The organism is Rhizobium leucaenae USDA 9039 (genome assembly GCF_000426285.1).
GTDB lineage: Bacteria > Pseudomonadota > Alphaproteobacteria > Rhizobiales > Rhizobiaceae > Rhizobium > Rhizobium leucaenae.
In genome coordinates this window covers 187,173-207,591 of sequence record NZ_AUFB01000002.1, presented here as the reverse complement: position 1 = coordinate 207,591, position 20,419 = coordinate 187,173, and the positions used below count along the sequence as shown (strand labels likewise).

General features: G+C 60.2%; 15 protein-coding genes and 1 riboswitch. Of the genes, 7 read left to right on the top strand and 8 right to left on the bottom strand.

Going from position 1 to position 20,419, the window contains the following annotated elements:
* The first annotated feature begins 125 nt into the window (after window positions 1-125).
* Both K290_RS0103665 and K290_RS0103660 read left to right on the top strand, forming a co-directional pair.
* Complete coding sequence (locus K290_RS0103665; protein ID WP_028750619.1) at window positions 126-866, top strand: TlyA family RNA methyltransferase; 741 nt, start codon at window positions 126-128, stop codon at window positions 864-866.
* Complete coding sequence (locus tag K290_RS0103660; protein ID WP_028750618.1) at window positions 863-2,113, top strand: class I SAM-dependent RNA methyltransferase; 1,251 nt, start codon at window positions 863-865, stop codon at window positions 2,111-2,113. Before K290_RS0103665 ends, K290_RS0103660 begins: the two co-directional genes overlap by 4 nt.
* 53 nt (window positions 2,114-2,166) lie before the next feature.
* Here the strand turns inward: K290_RS0103660 and K290_RS0103655 are convergent, their stop codons facing one another.
* Window positions 2,167-2,919 carry a crotonase/enoyl-CoA hydratase family protein gene (locus K290_RS0103655; protein ID WP_028750617.1) on the bottom strand — a complete coding sequence of 251 codons (753 nt, stop codon included), beginning with the start codon at window positions 2,917-2,919 and terminating at the stop codon, window positions 2,167-2,169.
* Window positions 2,920-2,929: 10 nt separating this feature from the next.
* Window positions 2,930-4,708, bottom strand: a complete 1,779-nt coding sequence (locus K290_RS0103650) for an acyl-CoA dehydrogenase family protein (RefSeq protein ID WP_028750616.1) — start codon at window positions 4,706-4,708, stop codon at window positions 2,930-2,932.
* Window positions 4,709-4,945: 237 nt separating this feature from the next.
* Here K290_RS0103650 and K290_RS0103645 point away from each other — a divergent pair, with 237 nt between their 5' ends.
* Window positions 4,946-5,947: a transporter gene (locus K290_RS0103645; protein ID WP_028750615.1), complete on the top strand. Its 1,002-nt coding sequence runs from the start codon at window positions 4,946-4,948 to the stop codon at window positions 5,945-5,947.
* A 74-nt stretch (window positions 5,948-6,021) separates the two neighbouring features.
* Here K290_RS0103645 and K290_RS0103640 read toward each other — a convergent pair whose 3' ends face one another.
* Complete coding sequence (locus tag K290_RS0103640; protein ID WP_028750614.1) at window positions 6,022-6,492, bottom strand: BA14K family protein; 471 nt, start codon at window positions 6,490-6,492, stop codon at window positions 6,022-6,024.
* Window positions 6,493-6,784: 292 nt separating this feature from the next.
* On the opposite strand from K290_RS0103640, the gene K290_RS0103635 reads away from it, so the two are divergent.
* The gene (locus K290_RS0103635) at window positions 6,785-7,738 is read left to right on the top strand and encodes a glycoside hydrolase family 25 protein (protein WP_245276464.1); all 954 of its coding nucleotides are present in this window, start codon (window positions 6,785-6,787) and stop codon (window positions 7,736-7,738) included.
* A gap of 17 nt (window positions 7,739-7,755) precedes the next feature.
* Here K290_RS0103635 and K290_RS0103630 read toward each other — a convergent pair whose 3' ends face one another.
* From K290_RS0103630 to K290_RS0103620, 3 genes are all read right to left on the bottom strand, one after another.
* Window positions 7,756-8,844, bottom strand: a complete 1,089-nt coding sequence (locus K290_RS0103630; RefSeq protein WP_028750612.1) for an FAD-binding oxidoreductase — start codon at window positions 8,842-8,844, stop codon at window positions 7,756-7,758.
* A 2-nt stretch (window positions 8,845-8,846) separates the two neighbouring features.
* A complete protein-coding gene (locus tag K290_RS0103625; RefSeq protein ID WP_028750611.1) occupies window positions 8,847-10,091 on the bottom strand; it encodes an aromatic ring-hydroxylating oxygenase subunit alpha in 1,245 nt (414 codons plus the stop codon).
* A 101-nt stretch (window positions 10,092-10,192) separates the two neighbouring features.
* A riboswitch (cobalamin riboswitch) is annotated at window positions 10,193-10,397 on the bottom strand.
* Window positions 10,398-10,613: 216 nt separating this feature from the next.
* Window positions 10,614-11,027 (bottom strand): ACT domain-containing protein, encoded by a 414-nt coding sequence (locus tag K290_RS0103620; RefSeq protein ID WP_028750610.1) that lies wholly within the window; start codon window positions 11,025-11,027, stop codon window positions 10,614-10,616.
* Window positions 11,028-11,120: 93 nt separating this feature from the next.
* On the opposite strand from K290_RS0103620, the gene K290_RS0103615 reads away from it, so the two are divergent.
* From K290_RS0103615 to K290_RS0103605, 3 genes are read left to right on the top strand one after another with little or no spacing between them, the layout of a single operon-like run.
* Window positions 11,121-11,732 (top strand): DUF6656 family protein, encoded by a 612-nt coding sequence (locus K290_RS0103615; RefSeq protein WP_028750609.1) that lies wholly within the window; start codon window positions 11,121-11,123, stop codon window positions 11,730-11,732.
* 58 nt (window positions 11,733-11,790) lie between these two features.
* Window positions 11,791-12,765 carry an L-threonylcarbamoyladenylate synthase gene (locus tag K290_RS0103610; protein WP_028750608.1) on the top strand — a complete coding sequence of 325 codons (975 nt, stop codon included), beginning with the start codon at window positions 11,791-11,793 and terminating at the stop codon, window positions 12,763-12,765.
* A 33-nt stretch (window positions 12,766-12,798) separates the two neighbouring features.
* On the top strand, window positions 12,799-14,229 hold the full coding sequence (locus tag K290_RS0103605) for an FAD-binding oxidoreductase (protein WP_028750607.1): 1,431 nt from the start codon (window positions 12,799-12,801) through the stop codon (window positions 14,227-14,229).
* Between the two features lie 166 nt (window positions 14,230-14,395).
* Here the strand turns inward: K290_RS0103605 and K290_RS0103600 are convergent, their stop codons facing one another.
* Window positions 14,396-17,395 carry a DNA translocase FtsK gene (locus K290_RS0103600; protein WP_028750606.1) on the bottom strand — a complete coding sequence of 1,000 codons (3,000 nt, stop codon included), beginning with the start codon at window positions 17,393-17,395 and terminating at the stop codon, window positions 14,396-14,398.
* Window positions 17,396-17,616: 221 nt separating this feature from the next.
* Window positions 17,617-20,079, bottom strand: coding sequence for a DUF1217 domain-containing protein (locus tag K290_RS0103595; RefSeq protein ID WP_245276462.1), 2,463 nt, complete (start codon window positions 20,077-20,079; stop codon window positions 17,617-17,619).
* Between the last annotated feature and the right edge of the window lie 340 nt (window positions 20,080-20,419).

The following is a 20,419-nucleotide window of genomic DNA, read 5'->3' as shown; positions in this document are numbered from 1 at the left end:
CGAGCCCCCATCAACCGCCGGTTTGTGGCGATTATGGTCAGATGCCGCATAGCGTCAACGCCGACATTCGCCGCCATCAACACAAAACGCTTGCAACGCAGACCATTGCCCGGCATGGACAGCCCATGTCTGAACCGCAACGCCTCGACCAGCTTCTCGTCTCCCTTTCGCTTTTCGCCAGCCGTTCGCGGGCGCGCGACGCTATTCAGCGCGGCACGGTAACGGTTGACGGCAAGGTGGTGAGCAAGCCGGGGGCGTTATTTACCGAAGATGCTGAGATCGCGATCGACGATCCGGCTCAGGACTATGTGTCGCGGGCCGCGCTGAAATTGGTGGCGGCGCTCGATCATTTTCAGCTCGACCCAAAAGGGCAGCACTGTCTGGATGTCGGCGCCTCGACCGGCGGCTTCACCGAAGTGCTGTTGCAGCGGGGTGCCGCGCATGTCACCGCCATCGATGTCGGCCATGGACAGATGCATCCGCGCATTTCAGCCGATCCGCGCGTGACCAATATCGAGGGCCTGAACGCCCGCAACCTGACAGCGGAGGATATTGGCAAGCCGATAACCTTCATCGTCTCGGATGTTTCCTTCATCTCGCTGAAGCTGGCGCTGGCCCCGGCCCTTGCAATCGCAGAGCCGGGTTCGCATTGTGCGCTGCTGGTGAAGCCGCAATTCGAGGCCGGGCGTGAGGCGATCGGCAAGGCCGGGCTGTTGAAGGATCCCTCCTCCGCTCCGGCCGTCGCGGCAGAGCTGGAACGCTGGCTCATGGGGGAGATGGGCTGGCGGAGCCTCGGCCTCATCCCCTCGCCGATTGCGGGTGGCGACGGCAATCAGGAATATCTTCTCGCAGGGATCAAGCCATGAGCACCGAAACCGTAACTATCCAGAAGCTCGGCGCCCAGGGCGACGGTATTGCGCAAGGCACTGACGGGCCGATCTATGTGCCCTTCACACTGCCCGGCGAGAGTGTTGCCATTGCCCGAGTGAAGAGCCATGGCACATTGATGTCGATTGCAACGGCCTCGCCCGACCGGCAGGAGCCGCACTGCCGGCATTTCGGCCCGGAGGGCGTCAACGGCGCCTGCGGCGGTTGCACGCTGCAGCATTATGCCGATCAGCCCTATCGCGCCTTCAAGCGCCAGCTCGTGATCGATGCGCTGCGCTCCAAGGGGCTGACGCCCGAAGTAGACGACATTATCGCTGCTCGTCCCGGCGAGCGCCGGCGTGTCGTCTTCGCTGCGCGCAAGACCGAGAAGGACATGCTGATCGGCTTCAATCAGGCCGAAAGCCACCATATCGTCGCCATTCAGGAATGTCCGATCGCGTCTGTTGGAATCATGTCGCGGCTGCCGGCGATCCGGGCTGTCGGCGCGGCTCTCGCCGTCAGCGCAGAAGCGTTTCGCATCTCCGTTTTGGAGACGCTATCCGGTCTCGATATCGCCGTCGACGACATCAAGAAGCTTTCCGACAAGCAGCGCCGCAGCGCCATTGAGACCGTTCTCACCCTTCGCGGCATCGCCCGGGTCTCGTTGAACGGCGAGATCCTGGTCGAGCCGATGAAGCCGATGGTCGAGTTCGGCGGCGTCCAGGTTTCGCCGCCGCCAGGCGCCTTTGCCCAGGCGACGAAGCCGGCGGAAGAGGCTATGGCCGAGCTGGTCGCCGCCCATGTCCGCAAGGCAAAGCGCATCGCCGATCTCTTCGCTGGCAGCGGCACGTTTGCCCTGCGCCTGGCGCGCATCGGCCGCGTGCATGCCGTCGAGGGGGAAGACAAGCCACTGGCAGCGCTCGACCATGCAGCGCGCAATACGCCGGGGCTGAAACCGGTGACGACCGAACGCCGCGACCTTTTCCGTCGGCCGCTGATGGCGCAGGAATTGAAAGCCTACGACGCCGTCGTCTTCGACCCGCCGCGCGCCGGTGCCGAATTCCAGAGCAAGGAACTGGCTCGCTCCACCGTCAAAAAAATCGTCGCCGTCTCCTGCAATCCGCTGACGCTCGCGCGCGATCTGGCCCTGCTTGTCGAAAGCGGCTACCGCATCACGAGGGTAACGCCGATCGATCAGTTTCTCTGGAGCTCGCATGTCGAGGTGGTGGCGGCGCTGGAGAAGTGACGATACGAGCTTGGGGCCGACCCTCGTGGGCGGATGAGGGAAAAGAACATTCCTCACCGCTTCATGAACGCCTCGAATGCCGCCCGAGCCTCCGCGCTCTTCAGTTGCGCCGCAAAGTGCCTTGCCTCTTCCTCGATACGGGCGAGAACGTCTTCGGCCGAACCGCGTATCAGGTCACGGGCGATCCGCAACGCCTCCGGCGGCTTGGCTGCAAGTTTGGCAGCGAGCGACAGGGTTTCGGCTTCCAGCGCTTCCGGCGTAGTGATTTTCCAGATCAGGCCGGCCTCTTTTGCTTCTGCGGCAGAAAAGCCCTCGCCGAGAGCGAGAAGAGCAAAAGCGCGTTGGTGGCCCATGAGGCGCGGCGCGAGCAGGCTGGAGGCGGCTTCGGGGACGAGGGCGAGATCGACGAAGGGGGTCTTGAACAGGCTGCGGTCTGAAGCGATCGTCAGGTCGCAATGGAGATGGATCGTGGTGCCGATGCCGATCGCCAGGCCGTCGACGCCGGAGATGGCGGGCTTTTTCGCCGACGCCAGCGCGGCCAGGAAGTCCAGAACCTCGCGGCCCATGGTGCCGCTCATGGCGAAAGCCAGGAAATCGGCAAGATCGTTGCCGGCGGAAAAACAGCCTTCGCTACCAAGGAAGGCGGTGACGCGGATATCGGAGGTCTCATCCGCCGCCCACAACGCGTCGGTCATCGCCTGATACATGGCGCGCGTGAAGGCATTTTTCTTTTCCGGCCGGTTGAAGCGGATCACCTGCACATGTGGCGCGGTCTCAGGGCGTTCGATCAGGATGTGGTCGGTCAAATCTATGTCCTCAGGCAAGAGCAATGCGCGCAGCTTCGAGGCTGGAAGCGCCGGCGACGATGCGATCGGTAAGTGCGGTGGTTTCGGCCAGCATGTTTTCGGCGGCAAAGCGGCAGAGGGCGATACGCTTTTCCTGCTCACCGTCCGCAACATCGGCCAGACCGCCCTTGGCGAGATAGCAGCCCGTGAGCACGAGACCGAAGAGCCGCTGATAGGGTGTGGCACCCGCCAGGGCCTCGGCGATACAACCTTCCGCCTGCCGTGCGAGGAGCCATTCGCTTGCCGCTTCGAGATCAGTGATCGCGGCGTAGAGCCGAGTAGCCGTCTCGCCGAAGCCGTCCAGATTGGATTTCTCAACAGCATCGGCGATCTCGCGTAGCTCATTGGTGAAGCCACGCACATGGTCGCCATTGGTAATTGTCAACTTACGGGTTACGAGATCGATTGCCTGGATGCCGTTGGTGCCTTCGTAGATCGGTGCGATGCGGGCGTCGCGCAGCAGGCGGGCAGCGCCGGTTTCCTCGATGAAACCCATGCCGCCATGCACCTGAATGCCGAGCGAGGCAACATCGACGCCTGCGTCGGTGGAAAAGGATTTGGCGATCGGCGTCAGCAGGGCGGCCCGCTCCTGCCAATACCGCGCCCTGCCCGCATCACGACGCGACATGTCGATCGCCTCGGCGCAGGCATAGCAGATGGCGCGCGAACCCTGCGTCAGCGCCTTCATCGTCAGCAACATGCGGGCAATGTCAGGATGTTCGATGATCGGGCTCATGCCTGTGGTCGTCGTACCCGGCGCCCGACCTTGCGTGCGCTCTTTTGCGTAAGCGATGGCCTTCTGTGTCGCAGCCTCGGCGATCGCCACGCCCTGGATACCGACGGCGAGGCGGGCATTGTTCATCATGGTGAACATGCAGGCGAGCCCCTTGTTCTCCTCGCCGATCAGCCAGGCAACGGCACCCTTCTCGGTTCCGTATTTGCCGTCGCCATAGATCATCGTGCAAGTGGGCGAGCCGTGGATGCCGAGTTTATGCTCCAGCGAATGGGCGAAATAGTCGTTGCGGGCGCCGAGCGAGCCATCGTCGCCGACAAGGAATTTCGGCACCAGGAACAGCGAAATGCCGCGGGTGCCTGCCGGCGCGTCCGGAAGGCGGGCGAGCACGAAATGGACGATATTCTCCGCCGCCTCATGATCGCCCCAGGTGATGAAAATCTTTTGGCCGAACAGGCGATAGGTGCCGTCGTCGCGGCGTTCGGCGCGGGTGCGTAGCGCCCCGACATCGGAGCCGGCATGCGGCTCGGTCAGGTTCATCGTGCCGGCCCATTCGCCGGAAACCAGTTTTGCCAGATATTTGCGCTTAAGGGCATCACTGCCGTGGGCGAGCAGTGCCTCGACTGCACCCATGGTCAAGGTCGGTGCGAGGCCAAAAGCCATGGAGGCGGAATTCCACATTTCCAGCGTCGCGATATTCAGCATATGCGGCAAGCCCTGCCCGCCGAACTCCTCCGGCGCCGTCAGCCCATTCCAGCCGCCGGCAATCCAGTCGCGATAGAGCTGCTCCCAGCCAGGGGGCAGCACCACCTTGCCATCGACCAGCTTCGTGCCCTGCCGATCGCCGATCTCGGCCAGCGGTTCCATCACATCGCCTGCAAAACGGCCGGCCTCGGTCAGGATAGCGTCGACGACATCGCCGCTGAGATCGCCAAGACGTCCGTCTTCCATCGCTTGCCCCATGCCGGCGACATGCTTCAGCGTAAACGCGATTTCCTCGACCGGCGCCTTATACATGCTATTCTCCTCCGCAATAATTATGCCGACAGCCTACCTCACTTAGGCTATCGGCCACATGATGTTTATAGCTAATTGATTTTTACGTAAACGTCAATTTTGAGGTTTCGTTTGAAAGCAAAATTACGGCATATCCGCCGCTCTGCACGATTGTCGCATCGCAGCCGGGACTTGCATAAACAACTGTCATGAACAATGACTATGGCAATTGCCTTGATGGATACGAACAACCCGGCCATGAACACGATCACGTCAGCCACCACGATACCCGGCCTCGTCTGGGCTTATCGCCTGCGTCCCGGCGCGAGTAAGCCGGAGCGGCTATCCGAAGATACCGAACGCGCCGCGCTGTTTGCCGAGGACGGTTTCCTGTGGCTGCATCTCAGTCTTGTCGATGCCCGGGTGCCAGCCCTTTTGGAGGATGCGCCAGGTCTGAACGAACCGGCCTGCATGGCGCTCACCACGCATGAGACGCATGCGACCCTCACCGTCGACGAGCAGATGCTCTACGGCACGCTGGTGGATTTCCAGCGCGAATTCGATCAGGACACTCGCGACATCGGCTGGCTGCATTTCGTGCTCACCGACCGCATGCTCATCACCACCCGGCTGCAGCCGCTGCGCAGCGTCGAGCGGGCGCGCATGCTGATCGAAAAAAACGCCGCCAAATTCACGGGGCCGCTGGATATTTTCGAACTGCTGGTCATCGAGTTCCAGCGCAGCCTGATCTCGCTGGTCATGGAGATGACGGAGGAGCTCAACCTCATCGAGGATTTCGTCTACGAGAACGCGCCGCGGGACGAACGCCGGCGGCTCGCGCCCATCCGCCGGACGATCGTACGCCTGCACCGGCATCTACGCACCGTCTTGTCACTGATGCGACGCGCCGCAGCGTCCGATGACGAAGAGATGCCGCTCGGCTTCGAGGATGTCGCCGGCCGTTTGACCGGCCGCCTGGAGGCGGTCGATCACGATGTCTACGCGCTGCAGGAGCGCGCCAGGCTGCTGCACGAAGAAATCGACTCGAAGCTTTCCTCCGAGATCAACCGCCATCTCTACATTCTGTCGATCATGACAGCTTTCCTGCTGCCGCCGACGCTGGTCACCGGGTTTTTCGGCATGAACACGTCAAATCTGCCATTTTCAACCGGCGGCGGCGGCACGGAATATGCCGTGGGGCTCATTATCGCGTCGATGGTATTATCCTGGTGGCTGCTGAAGCGGGTCAACATTCTCTGACGGCAACAATCCATCCATAAAAAACCGCCCGGCGAACGACCGGGCGGTTTTCGTTGATGGACCAAATCTCTTGCTCAGTAATAGGGCGAATAGCACTGTTGCCGGGGACCGCGATTGGGCTGGAACGTATTGTCGTAAGCCCGGTAGGAGCGGTAGCGCGCCTCGCACCATTCGACATGGCGTGGGTTGATGCCTCCAGCGGGGGCAACGTAACGCGGCTGGCTGGCAATCGCGCCGCCGATGATGGCTCCGGCGCCAAAGGCCGCCAGCGGGTACCAATAACCATCGTAATAGCGATAGCCATAACGATAGCCGGGATAACCGCGATAGCCGCCGTACCAACCACGGCGATAGTAGGGATAATACCCACCGTGATAACCGCCATAGCGGCGCCACTGAACCTGCTGGACGTCGGCAGGGGCAGCCTTATCTGCTACCGCTACGGGCGCGGCAGGCATCTGCATTGCGAAGGACGGGGTGAAGCTCGTCAGAGCCACAGCGGCCGAGACAGCGATAGTCGCAATTCTTGCACGGAAACCAAGCATTTATATCTCCATTCCCTGGCTTACATTGTGCTGAGGCAAATAACGTTCCGTATTGGGGAAGGTTCCCAAGACAGGATTCGAACTGCCTGCCGCGTCGCGCGCCTAAATTTGACGCGTCGGGAACGCAGCGGTGCATAGTGTTTCTCTTAAATCGGTACAAATTTAAGGGGTTATGCGGATCGCACGGTAAATTTTTGGCGATCCCATGCTTAACCGCAGATTAACCACCGATCCTTACCATTGTTTCATGAAGGGATACCGGCAGACTCACCCTCTGATTTGCAGTTTCCTGATGGTTCTGGCGCTGCTCGGACCGGCTTCCCGGCTCGCGGCCGGTGAGAACCAACCCTGGAACGATCCCCAAAACGCCCTCGTCGTCGATGCCTACGAGTTGAATACCATCGACTGGGATAAGCTTCTGCAGGACAAGCGCATCGCCGCTTTCATCTCCAAGGCTTCCGACGGCCTACCCGAGAGCTTTACCTGCACCGGTGATCACGCCGGCGACACCTTTGCGCACTGCAAGACCATGTGGCGCAAATATGCCGTCAGCCGCGAGCTGTATCAGACGCGCCGCATGCTGGCCAAGACGAACGGCCTGCTCTGGGGTGCCTACCACCTTGGACGGCCCGGCAATCCCGTCGACCAGGCCAATCATTTTCTAGATTATGCCGATCCGAAACCGGACGAATTGATGGTGCTCGATATCGATGGTTTGGACCAGACTCAGTTCATGTCGCTGGATGACGCACAGATCTTTGTCGGTCATATCAAGGTCAGAACCGGCCGCTATCCCATTCTCTACACCAATCACAATACCGCCCGGTATATTGCCGACCATCGCGAGGACTATCCGATCCTGTCGCGGCTGCCTTTGTGGTACGCCCGCTATAAGCCGGATGTGACGGGAACCTTCCCCCTCGGCAATTGGGATAATTATGCGCTCTGGCAATTCTCCTCGTCCGACAATTGTTCGGAGAAGACCTGTCCTTACCGGGTGCCCGGGACGCTCACCGATATCGATGTCAACATCGTGCAGATGACGAAGGTGCAGCTCGCCAAGATATGGCCGCAGGGCGATCTTCTGCCCGCCAAGCCGGAGCCGGCCCCCATGATCATTGCCAAGGGGCCGAGCTGCACTGCACCACTACAGACACTCGTCTCGCTGTTGATCGATCCCATCGTCACCGCCGCCACCCAACCGAAACCGGTCGAAATCAACGAGTTGAATTATCAGGATTTCTAGAGCATCCGCTATGAGCTCTAGGCTTCTATCTGCACATCCGATTTAGGCCGCGAACAGCAGGCAAGGATGTAACCTTCGTCGATTTCGTCATCGAGGATGCCGCCATTATGGTTCATCTCGACTTCGCCCGATAGTTTCATCACCCGGCAGGTGCCGCAAAGGCCGGATTCGCAGGCAGCGCCAATACGGACCCCGGCACCGCGCGCGGCCTGCAGGATCGTTTGGCCTGGGCTGCAAGCGACATCCCTGCCAGCCATGGTAAAGCGGATCGAGGTCGCCGCCTCCGCCGACGCATCATCGCTGACTTCGGCCAGCGGCGTTGCCGCCTGCGCCGGCTGGAAGCTTTCCTGATGGTAGCGTGCCATGTCGAAGCCGTGAGCCTCCAGCATAGAGCGGACGGCGTCCATGAAGACTTCCGGGCCGCAGCAGAAGATGGTGCGTTCCATGAAATCGGGTGCCAACAGTGCGATCTTCGCCTTGTCGATGCGTCCTTTCAGCCCCGACCAGAGATCGGTGCGGCCGCAGCCCTCGACGATGAAGCCAAGATCGAGGTTCGGCATGAAGCGGGCGAGATATTCCAGCTCCGAGCGGAAGATGATGTCGGCGGGGCTGCGCGAGCAATTGACGAAAGTGATGTCCGACAACGGCGCCGTGTCGGCCATATAGCGCGTCATCGCCATCATCGGCGTAATGCCGGAGCCGGCCGATACGAAGAGATATTTTTCGCCGGGATGACGGATGTGGCTGAAATCGCCGAGCGGACCAAAAGCCTTGACGCGCATGCCGGGCTTCAGGTTTTCGAACATCCAGCGCGTGCCGATGCTGTCCTTCTGGGCCTTCACGGTGACGGCAATGGAAAAGGGCCGCGATGGCGTGGATGACAACGTATAGGTGCGCATCACCGGCTCCGGAGCCGTCGGCAGTTCCAAGGTTACGAACTGGCCGGGCAAATAGCGGAACCAATTGTCCTTGTCGGAGCGGAATGCGAAGGTCATCACATCGGGCGCTTCCGGCGTTGCCGACAGGCATTCCAGCAGATGCTGCCTGTCGCTCCATGGCTGCATCTGGTCGAGGTGGTGATGGCGGAGAGAAATGGTCATATTCATACTCAGGCAACCGCCGACAGCTTGGCCTGGTCGCCCTGCAGCCGGTTGATCATGAAATTCGAGTACCATTCGACGAACTGCATCACGCCGCCTTCATGGAGTTCCGAATAAGGACCGGGCTCGTAGGCCGGCGAACGGATGCCGAAGGCGTTTTCCTCGACGATGCGGCGGTCCTGATCATTGGTTTCCGACCAGACATGGGTCAGCTCCTCGAGATTATAGTCGACGCCTTCGACCGCATCCTTGTGCACCAGCCATTTTGTGGTGACTGCGGTTTCCTCAGCGCTGATCGGCAGGACGCGGAAGGAAATGGCGTGGTCGCCGAGAAGATGGTTCCATGTCGTCGGGTAGTGGAACAGCAGCATCGCACCGATATTGTTGACGGCCATGTCAGGCGATAGCGGCCGCTTGACGGCGCGTTGACCAGACATGGTGTAGCTTTCAGCTCCGTCGATCAGCGGCATGCGGGCAGCGCGGAACTGACCATCCGGCGAAATCTTGAATTGGCTCGGCAGGCCGGCGGCTTCACAGCGCTGCCAGTGCTCGGCGATGACGGGGTCGTTCATGGCGCCCTGCACACCGGTCACGGTCGGCGCTTCCGGGAAGGTCCGGCAGAGTTCCGGATGATTGCCGGCGCAGTGGTAGCACTCGCGATTGTTCTCCCATACCAGTTTCCAGTTGCCCTTTTCGATAATGGTGCTCTGGAAGGCGACCTTCGTCTCGCCGATGCGATGCGGCGCCATGTACGGTTCGATCGCGGCGCGGACCGAGGAGAAATCCGGGGCGTTCTTCGCGAGGCAAATAAAGATATAGCCGCCGACGCTTTCGCAATGAACCGGCTTCAGGGAGAATTGGCTTTTGTCGAAATCCTCCGCCATCTGCCGGGCGAAGAGCAGTGAACCGTCGAGCTCATATGTCCACTGGTGGTAAGGGCAGACAAGCTTGGCCGCAGAACCGCGCTCGGAGGCGCAGACACGCGAGCCGCGGTGGCGACAGCTATTGTGGAAGGCGCGGATGACCTGATCCCGGCCGCGGACGATGACGACTGGATAATCGCCGATCTGGACGGTGAAATAGTTGCCCGCACGCGGCACTTCGCAATCATGGCCGATGAACAGCCAGTCGCGATAGTAGATCATCTCCATGTCGAGCTTGAAGTAATCGGGGTCCGTGTAGAAGGCCTGCTCCAGGCTGAAACCCTGGCGGCGGTTCTTCAATTGCCGCAAAACATTGGTGCCGATATCCATTTGCCTATCCTCGTGCGATGCCAGGCAGCAGGCAGAGGACATGCACCGGCCGGCCGTAAACGGCTCAACGCGTCGCACTCCGACCGCCCGCCGCGGTCAGTAAAATCTATAGCCTCAAGGCTGGTTTCCGGGCTCTGGAGCGGTTCTTTCGAGAGAACCCCATGGCACCTTCCCAGGCAGTCTGAACCCAGTGGCTTTGTTTGCCATGCCTTACTCCACCACCGTTGCGGGGGCAGCGCCGGACTTTGACCGGCTTCCCAATTCTCCACCTCCCTAGCAGGCGGCACCATGAGATTGAGGTCATCATAGCCGCCGCCTCAGCCGTCGCTCTGCTGCAATGCGACATCGGCTTCGAAATTGGCGACAGGTGAGATGAAGTTTGGAAATGCGGCAAATATGGTCGCGATAACACGAATAAATTCAGTGCGTTATCTCGTCGCTGACAAGACGACTGCGCGCGTGGGCCGCTCTTCGCTCCATGACGCTTTATCTTGATTGCGACAAAGCGGCCAGCGACCGACTTTAGAGAGGATCTTGGCCGGCGGAGAGCGCCTTGAGTGCCGCCATGGCACGCGCGGCATCGGCGGTCGGCACAAAGATATGATCATGATAATAGGCTGCGACGACATTGGCGCTGATGCCCACATTTCCGAGCGTCGTGGCAAAGGCGGCCGTCAGGCCGACCGCTTCCAATGAGGAGTGGACGTCGAGAGTGATCATTCGCATCACGGGTTCCGCCGGAAGCCTCGCCTGCCGGGCTGCCTCGATCGAAAGGATCAGGGTCATTCCTTCCGTTTCCTGAAACATCCCGATCGGTTTCAAATGGACGTAGTTTGTCAGTGCGGAAGCGGGCACGCTGCAAAAAACGAATTCGCCGTCGACGAGATTCGGTTTCATGCTCGAAATCAGTTGTTTGAGATCGGTGATGCCCGGCATGGTTCTGATCCTCCTCAAGCACGCTGCGCTTAAGCCCGGCTCAAGCTAGGCGATCTATCAACTGGTATCCATACCCATACCGTGAGTGCCGCTATGGCCAAGCTCAGATATTTCGACGCCAAGAAGCCTGCCGAACCGGAACCGGAATTGCCGGCGGCCTCCCATAGCGAATTCCTGCGCACCGGCCGCATCACGCGTGACCGGGCGCATTGGCTTGCTGAAGAAAGGCGCTATCTCAGCTATGAGGAAGTGGCCGAACGCACGGCGAACAAGTTGCGGAATGCCGGCGAAAAGACCCATGACCGGCTGAACAGCTTTCACCAATCGATTCGTTTTCCGAAGCTGATCTTCCATCACACGCTGAAGGACACGCCGCATCTCGGCTATTGCCATGTCACCGCGGCGCGAACGCAATTCGCGCAGTATGAAGAGGTGAGCTGGGCCTTCTACATCGCCAATTTCTTTGCCCGCATTGGCCAGAACGACAATTTCTTCGAAAATATCAGCCTGAAATATTCACGGATGTATTTTGCTGTCGCCATCCAGCCGGATCAGGAATCGCCGGAAAAGAAACTGACGATCAATCGCGAGATCCGAGGCAATGGCGTGCTCTTCCACACGCATGATCCGCAGATCGCCGTTCGCAATGTGCTGCTGCTTGGCGCGCGCAACGAACAGCTCCGCGACATCATTCGCCAGCTTTGATCATTGATCCCCAAACTTGAAAAGCATAAGAACGGCCTGAACTGCAACCGGTCAGGCCATGGCGCGACACATAGACATTCTCCAACACCCGGAAACGGCGATAGCTGAGGCATCGGCGACCCTTGCCGCGGGGCTGCCGATCGGGTTGCCGACCGAGACGGTCTATGGGCTTGCCGCCGACGCCACCAATCCCGCCGCCATTACCCGCATCTACGAGACGAAGGGACGGCCACGCTTCAATCCGCTGATCTGCCACATGAGCGATCTCGCCATGGCGGAACGATATGCGATCTTCGACCCGATCTCACGGAAGCTGGCGGAGGCCTTCTGGCCCGGTCCGTTGACCCTCGTCCTGCCGCTGCGGCCGGAAAGCGATATCCACCCGCTGGCGACGGCGGGGCTCGATACGATCGGCATCCGCGTGCCGCAGGGTTTTGCCGGCGATCTGATCCGTGCCTTCGGCCGGCCGCTTGCCGCCCCCAGCGCCAATACGTCCGGCAAGATCAGCGCCACCAGCGCCGACCATGTTCACGATGATCTCGGCGAGCGGATTTCCCTGATCCTCGATGCCGGCGCTTCGATCGTCGGCGTCGAATCGACCATCGTCAAGGTCGAGGATGGAGAGATCCGGATGCTGAGGCCGGGCGGCCTGGCGGCGGAGGAGATCGAGCGGGTCGCAGGTCAGCCACTCAAGCGAAAGAACGGCGCTTCGCCTGCCATTGAGGCCCCGGGTATGCTTGCCTCTCATTATGCGCCGGGCGCCGCTGTGCGGCTCGATGCGACGACTATTTTGCCGGGCGAGGCCCTGATCCGTTTCGGCCGGCCAGACATTGCCGGGGTGGAGAACGCGGTCATGGTGCTCGATCTCAGCCCCTCCGGCGATCTTTCAGAAGCTGCGGCCAATCTCTTCGACTTCATGAAACGTGCCGATGCCACCGGCGCGGCAATGATCGCCTTTTCCAGCATACCCGACGAGGGCCTCGGCGAGGCCATCAACGACCGGCTGCGCCGCGCGGCCGCGCCGAGAGAGTAATCCGGTCAAAGACAAATCGGCAAAGGACAAGCTATGAGCAGCTCCGCCCCCTCCCCCGCCCTCCTGGATCGCTTTGTCGCCATCGTCGGCGAAAAGCAAGTGTTGCGGGAGGCGGCTGATATGGCGCCGCATCTCATCGAAAACCGCGGGCTCTATCACGGCGCATCGCCGCTGCTCCTGAAGCCCGGTTCGGTGGAAGAGGTTTCAGCCATCCTGAAGCTTGCCAGCGAGACCGGCACGCCGATCGTGCCGCAGACCGGCAATACCGGTCTTGTCGGCGGCCAGACGCCGCGCGAGGGTGGCTCCGACATCATTCTTTCGCTGGAGCGCATGAACCGCATCCGCGACATCGATCCGGTCGGCAATACCATGATCGTCGATGGCGGCTGCATCCTCGCCGACGTGCAGAAGGCGGCGGAAGAGCATGGCCGCATGTTTCCGCTTTCGCTCGGCTCCGAGGGCTCCTGCCGCATCGCCGGCAACCTCTCCACAAATGCCGGCGGCACCGCCGTCCTCGCCTATGGCAATATGCGCCAGCTCTGCCTCGGCCTCGAAGTGGTGCTGCCGACCGGCGAAATCTGGAACGGCCTCCGGCGGCTGAAGAAGGATAATACCGGCTACGACCTGCGCGACCTCTTCATCGGGGCGGAGGGAACCCTCGGCGTCATCACCGGCGCGGTGCTGAAGCTCTTCCCGCAGCCGCTCGGCCATCAGGTGGCCTTTGCCGGCATTCAGTTCCTCGAGGACGCGCTGACACTGTTCAAGAATGCGTCCAGCCTCTGCGGCCCGGCGCTAACCGGTTTCGAGCTGATGCCGCGGATCGGCGTCGAGTTCACCATCCGCAATATTCCGGGCGTGCGCGATCCGTTGGAAACGGTGCATCCCTGGTATCTGCTGATCGATATCTCCACGTCGGATTCGGCCGAAACAGCCGAGCGGATGATGACGACACTGCTGGAACAGGGGTATGAGGCCGGCTTGGTCCAGGACGCGACGATCGCCAGTTCCGAGGCGCAGCAGAAGGCGCTGTGGCACATGCGCGAAAGCATGTCGGACGCGCAGAAGCCGGAGGGCGGTTCGATCAAGCACGATGTCTCCGTGCCCGTCGCGCAGATCCCGAAATTCATGCACGAGGCCGAGACGGCGGTGATGGCGGCCATGCCCGGCGCCCGCATCTGCGCGTTCGGCCATATGGGCGACGGCAATATTCACTACAACATCTCGCAGCCTGTGGGAGCCGACAAGGCGGAGTTCATCGGACGCTGGCACGAGATGAACAAGATCGTGCACGGGCTGGTGCTGCAACATGGCGGCTCGATCTCTGCCGAACATGGCATTGGCCAATTGAAACGCGACGAACTGGCCTCGATCCGGCCCGAAATCGAGATGGACCTGATGCGCCGGATCAAGATGGCGTTCGATCCTGCGGGTGTGATGAATCCGGGGAAGGTTTTGCGGGTTTAGTCACCTTCTCCCCGGCGGGGAGAAGGATGCGCGTTAGCGCAGGTTGAGGGGGCGTTGCACCGTAAGGCTGCCTTTCGCTTGTCGCTCAAGGCCCTCGGGATTTCATCCCTCGGCCCCCTCATCCGCCCTGTTGGGCACCTTCTCCCCGAGGGGAGAAGGTATTTTCTCAATCAAAATCTTCCTGGCCCACATTACCGCCGCCATTGCGGTTGCCCGAGATAATTTCGCGCTTGCCGACATGATTCGCCGGGCCGACGAGGCCATCCTTCTCCATGCGTTCCACCAAGGACGCGGCCCTGTTGTAGCCGATGCCGAGGCGGCGCTGGATGTAGGAGGTCGAGCACTTCTTGTCGCGCATGACGACCTTGATCGCCTGTTCGTAGAGATCGTCGCCGTCTTCCGAAGCGATGGCGCCCTTGTCGAAAACAGCCGTATCTTCGTCCTCGTCTTCTTCGTCCTCGTCGGCGGTGACCGTATCGAGATATTCCGGGCGACCCTGCAACTTCAGATGCGCGACGACCTTTTCGACTTCCTCGTCGGAGACGAAGGGGCCGTGAACTCGCGAGATGCGACCGCCGCCGGCCATATGCAGCATATCGCCCTGGCCGAGGAGCTGTTCGGCGCCCTGCTCACCCAGAATGGTACGGCTGTCGATCTTCGAGGTCACCTGGAAGGAGATGCGGGTCGGGAAGTTCGCCTTGATCGTGCCGGTGATGACATCGACCGACGGACGCTGCGTCGCCATGATCAGGTGGATGCCGGCGGCGCGCGCCATCTGGGCCAGACGCTGGATCGCGCCTTCGATCTCCTTGCCGGCGACCATCATCAGATCGGCCATTTCGTCGACGATAACGACGATGTAGGGCATCGGCGTCAGGTCCATTTCCTGTTGCTCTTCGATCGGGGCACCGGTGCCCTTGTCGAAGCCGGTCTGGACCATGACATGGATCGTCTCGCCCTTTTCCTTGGCGGATGCCACGCGGCTGTTGTAGCCGTCGATATTACGGACGCCGAGGCGCGACATCTTCTTGTAGCGATCCTCCATCTCGCGCACCGCCCATTTCAGCGCCATGACGGCCTTCTTGGGATCGGTAACGACGGGGGTCAGGAGGTGCGGAATGCCGTCATAGACAGAAAGTTCCAGCATCTTCGGATCGACCATGATCAGGCGGCACTGTTCCGGCGTCATGCGATAGAGCAGCGACAGGATCATAGTGTTGATGGCGACGGACTTGCCCGAGCCGGTGGTGCCGGCAACCAGCAGATGCGGCATCTTGGCAAGTTCGGCGATGACGGGCTCGCCGCCGATCGTTTTGCCGAGGCCGAGCGCCAGCTTGTAGCCGCTCTTCTCGAAGTCGGCCGAATCGATCATCTCGCGGAAATAGACGGTCTCGCGGGTGACATTCGGCAGTTCGATACCGATGACGTTGCGGCCGGGAACGACGGCGACGCGGGCCGACAGAGCCGACATGGAACGGGCGATATCGTCGGCAAGGTTGATGACGCGCGAGGATTTGACGCCGGGGGCCGGCTCGAATTCGTAGAGCGTCACCACAGGGCCGGGACGGACGTGGATGATCTCGCCTTTGACCCCAAAGTCCTCAAGCACGCTTTCAAGAAGGCCGGCATTCTGCTCCAGCGTTTCCTGCGTCATGATCACGCCGGTCCGGGCGACCGGCTCCTGCAGCAACTCGCGGGGCGGTAGCTCATATTCACCCTCACCGCTCGGGGCGATCGGCCGCCACTCCGGAAGCGCCAAGGCGTTCGCCCTGCGCGGTGTGATCTGCGACGGCGGCGGATCGATCAGGCGCTGCTTGGCGGCTTCGACCGCGGGAATGACCGGCTTTGCTTCTACGACGGGAGCGGGGGCGGCAGCAGCCGGAGCTGATGTTCGAACCGGCATCGGCGCGACGACCATGACCGGAGCCGGAGAAAGCACGCTCGCGGCCGGGGCCGGTTTCACTTCGACGACGGTCTCAGGTGCGCTCGCGAATACTGCGGTGACGAATGCGGGCGGAACGAACGTAGTGGGTTCGGTCGACATCGATTCCGCGATCGTCGGCGCTGCGGCCTCGATCCGGGCCGGTGCGACGGGCGCCAGTGCCAAGGCTTCCAGTGCGGCGAGCTCGTCCATCACGAATGCGCCGACAGGAGCAGTCTCGACAACCGGAGCAAGCTCGGCGGAGGCAGCGGCCGCTATAACAGGCGAAACCCCAGCGTCCGGCGATGAGGCCATGGCGGATGAAGGGCGGCGGCATTCGACGACGCGGAATTTTGCGATGATCGACTCGACCCGGGACTGGATCTCCGGAACGACTGCCGGCTGAACCGGCGTGCCTCTGACGGCGGCAAGAAATTCGCTTTCGAAGGGCATGGCATCCCAGAAGGCGAAATCGGAGAGATTGACGAGCCGCGACTCGACCACAGGCGCGGCAACGGATTCTGCAGTTTTCGGCAATGACGGCGAGGCATCCAGCGCGATCGCTGGAGCTTTATGAAATGCGGTAGCGATGACGGTCATCTCCAATGCGTCCGGCTCCATCGCCGGAGATTTCTGAATTGCGAAAGGCTTGTAGGTTTCAGCCGCGAAAGGCATGTCTTCCCAAGGCGGCAGTTGGAATTCTGCCGCCTGTTCCATTTGTGAACTATCGATCGAGACGTGCGATTCAATTGCCGGCGGCTCAACGACGCGCATGGCGGCCTGGTTCACGGCCACGGGCGACAGAACGGGCGCAGGTTCCACCGGCGGGCGCCGGCTGATGATCTCGGTTTCGCGCGTGCGGGTGAAACGAACGTTCGGTCCCATCAGGAAAGCGTTTTGCCAGCCGGGTGAGGCAAGCTCCTCGGCCGAAATCCCATGCGGCGTAACGGGCATAATAGGGCCGCCTGCTGCCGTGCTGGTTTGCAATGCCTCGACGACAGGTTTTGGCGCCGCGGCGATTCGGAAGCGTGCCTCTTCGGCGAGCCGCAATTCTTCCTTGCGGCGCTGTTCTTCCGCGCGCTGCTTTGCCTCGCGGGCGTTGCGGATCTTTTCTTCCAGAAAAGCGCGGCGAGCGGCGATCTGCTCGGCCCGGCGGGCCTCTTCCGCGACCTGCTCCGGATCCGGCTCTCCCTCCTGCAGGAAGCCGGTTGCCGCATTCGAAATGTTCGTTCGAGAAAGACGCATGAGACCTGCAACCCAGTCATTGATATTGCCGATGGCTTCTCAAATCGAATAGGGCAAAGACGGTTAATAAGTTCCTTCTTATCGGCGTCGAATGCGCTTATTCCACGTTGGCAGAACTGCGGGGCGACCTGCGTCGGCACGGCGGCTACGGACGCGTCGACGGCCTCGCGCCTCATATCGAAACGACGCGAGTCGACCTTATTTTTAGGGGACTAGGTCCGCTATTTATTGGAAAGCTGGGCGATCGATAGCAGCGTATCGGCGCTGATGCCGACGGTCGAGGAACCCGTTAGGATCGACAGGGCCGGCGAAGTCGACGAGGTCGTATTGTTCTCCATATCGTACATGGCAGAGAAGCGCTGCAGAAGCTTAGTCACCTTGTCCGGATCCTTCAGATCGGAGACATTGAGAACGTTGCCCAACAGCTTGGCCTGCTGATCGACATCCATCGACGAGATCGAACTCGGCAGGTTGAAGGTTGTCGTAACGACCTGATAGAGCGCGGTGTCGCTCATGATATCGTAAATGGAATTGATGTCCGGCGCCTTGCGCTGGAAATAAAGCGCCAAGCGCACGCCGGGGCTGCTCTCTCCCTGCTGATCCTCGAGGGTCTGGTGCAGGAAGAGGTCGTTCGTCTCAGCGATCGCGCCCTGGTTCTGCGCGGTACCCAGTTTCGAGTCCGTCAGGTTTCCGTCCGTGCCGAAGTTGAACGCCTCGACGATACTCTTGAACTGAGAGCCATCATCAGTGTTGATGAAGCTCTTGGAGTCACTCGGATCGGAGGCGAAGGCCTTCTTCAGCGTCGCCGTGGTGACGCTCTTCGGGTCGATGCCATTGGCGGTCAGGATGAAATTGGTAAGCTTGCTGTCGGCCAGAAGGTCGGTGACATTGGTGATCTTGACGATATTGGTCGCAAAATAGGTGCCGGCATCCTTTGCGTCACTGGAAGCCTTTGTCTCCTGAGCGCCGGTTAGCCCCGCCGTTACGCTACTGGAATATTTTGAGATGTAGCTATTGATCTCAGTCTGCGACAAAGACTGGACGGGCTGTTTTAAGTTGCCTTTGCTATCAAAATTGAAGGCTTTGGCGAGATTGGTGAAACGCGTGTCCTTGAGCGAGCTGACATAGCTTTTCGAATCGTAGGGATCGCTTTCGAGAACCTTCTTCATCTGCGTCTTCGACATCTCGTCCGGGCTGATGCCGTAGGCGCGCAGCGCCATCTGGTAGAGTTCGGGAAGATTGTCGTTGGACGTATCGCTGTCGGCGGCGGCGTTGGTTTTGAAGAAATCGTCGATCGTCTTCACGTTGGCGATGCGGGTCTTGTAGTTGTTGACCGCGTCGGTGGTCAGCGACGACTGCGACGTCGCATAATTTTTCATATAGGAGGTGGATGCCGCAGTGATCTCAGCCTGAGATTGCGCCACGTCGCCTGACGCCAGCGTACCATCGGACTGAAAGTTGAATGCCGCCACAACCTTCGTCAGGCCGAAAATGGAGGCGGTGGTAGGGTCGGAGAACGCGTTTTTGAATACGATGGCGGGGGTACTTGCATCGACCCCATAGGCCGTCTTGACATAGTTGAAGAGCCGGGTGTCCGAGGTCAGCTCCTCGACCGAGGTGATGGAGCCAATGTGATCCTTATAATAAAGATCGTTATCCGTGGCGCCGACATCGGTCGTGAATGAGGGGACGGTGGAGTTGTAAGCGCTCATGACGTCGGCCGTCTGGCCGAGTGTCTGCGGGCCGCCCGGATAATTGGTCGCATAGGCTGACGTCGTCGCGCTGAGCTGAGTGGCGGTCTGCGCCTGCTCGCCGCTGGCGACCGTGCCGTCGGACTGGAAATTGAACTGCGCCAACACACTGGTCAGGCCGTTCGACTTCGCAACATTCGCATCCTCGGCCGAGGCATTGAATTGAGAGGCGGTGATATAGGCCGGAATATCGAAGGCAGTTTTGACATAGTCGAACAGCTTGGGATTGGAGGTAAGCTCATCGACAGAGGTGATCGTGCTGATCTGGCTCTGATAGTAGGTCGTATCGGCATCCGCCGTCGTCGTCTTTACGGTTCCGTCGGCATTGAAATTGAACTCGGCGACGATCGCCTTGTCGGCGGCGCTGCCGTTCTGGTTTACGAAGCTGCTGGAATCGCTGATATCGCTCGTCAGCATCTTTTTCAGGAATGTATTCGACACATTCGTCGGATCGATGCCATAGGCCTGCAGCACATAGTTTCTAAGGCGCGTGTTACCCAGGAGATCGTCCACGGTCTTAACATCGCTGATGTGCTGGCTGTAGTAACTTGTTTCAGTCTGGGCGTTGGTCTCCTCGGTCGTAAACGACTGCTTATAAAGGCCGGCCAGATCGTCTTCCTGTGCGCTGGTTTGCGCCGAAGAGGAGCTGCTCGTGCCGAAATTGAACGCAGCAGCGAATTCCTTGTAGCGCGAATCCGTCAGCTTATTTGCGAAACTGCTGGAGTCGCTGAGGTCGCTGGTCAGCACCTGTTTCATAAAGGCCTTGGCATAGGTCATGTCCGAAAGACCGTAAGCTTCCATAGCGTAGCTATAGAGCTGATAGTCGTTCATGAAGTCGTCGACGCTGGTGACCTTGCCAATATTGGCATTGTAATAATCGATTTCACGCTTGCTCTCAGGCTGCGTCGCCACCTGTTTAAGCGTCGTCGCCATGCTCCGGGTCGCGATTGAATAGCCTAGATAGGTGGATATCATCAGCGTGAGCCCCAATAAGTCTCTAATATATGCAGGCGAATCTGCCAGCAGCATCGCAGATAAACCTTACCTGAGACTTACAATACTTCCTCCGCCGCCTGCGTCAGATCGGGACAATTGGCGCCCGGCGATGCATTCACTTTATGGAAACCCTGATGCATTCGATTTCGCTAACCATTTGAGGACGCAAAGTTTTCTTAACCCCGATTTTTAAGCTGTCTGGAAGGGGCCCCGCCTAATCTGCACCCAACGAGAGGACATGAAGTTCTCCGTAGAAGACCGGAAAACCGGCTCTCAG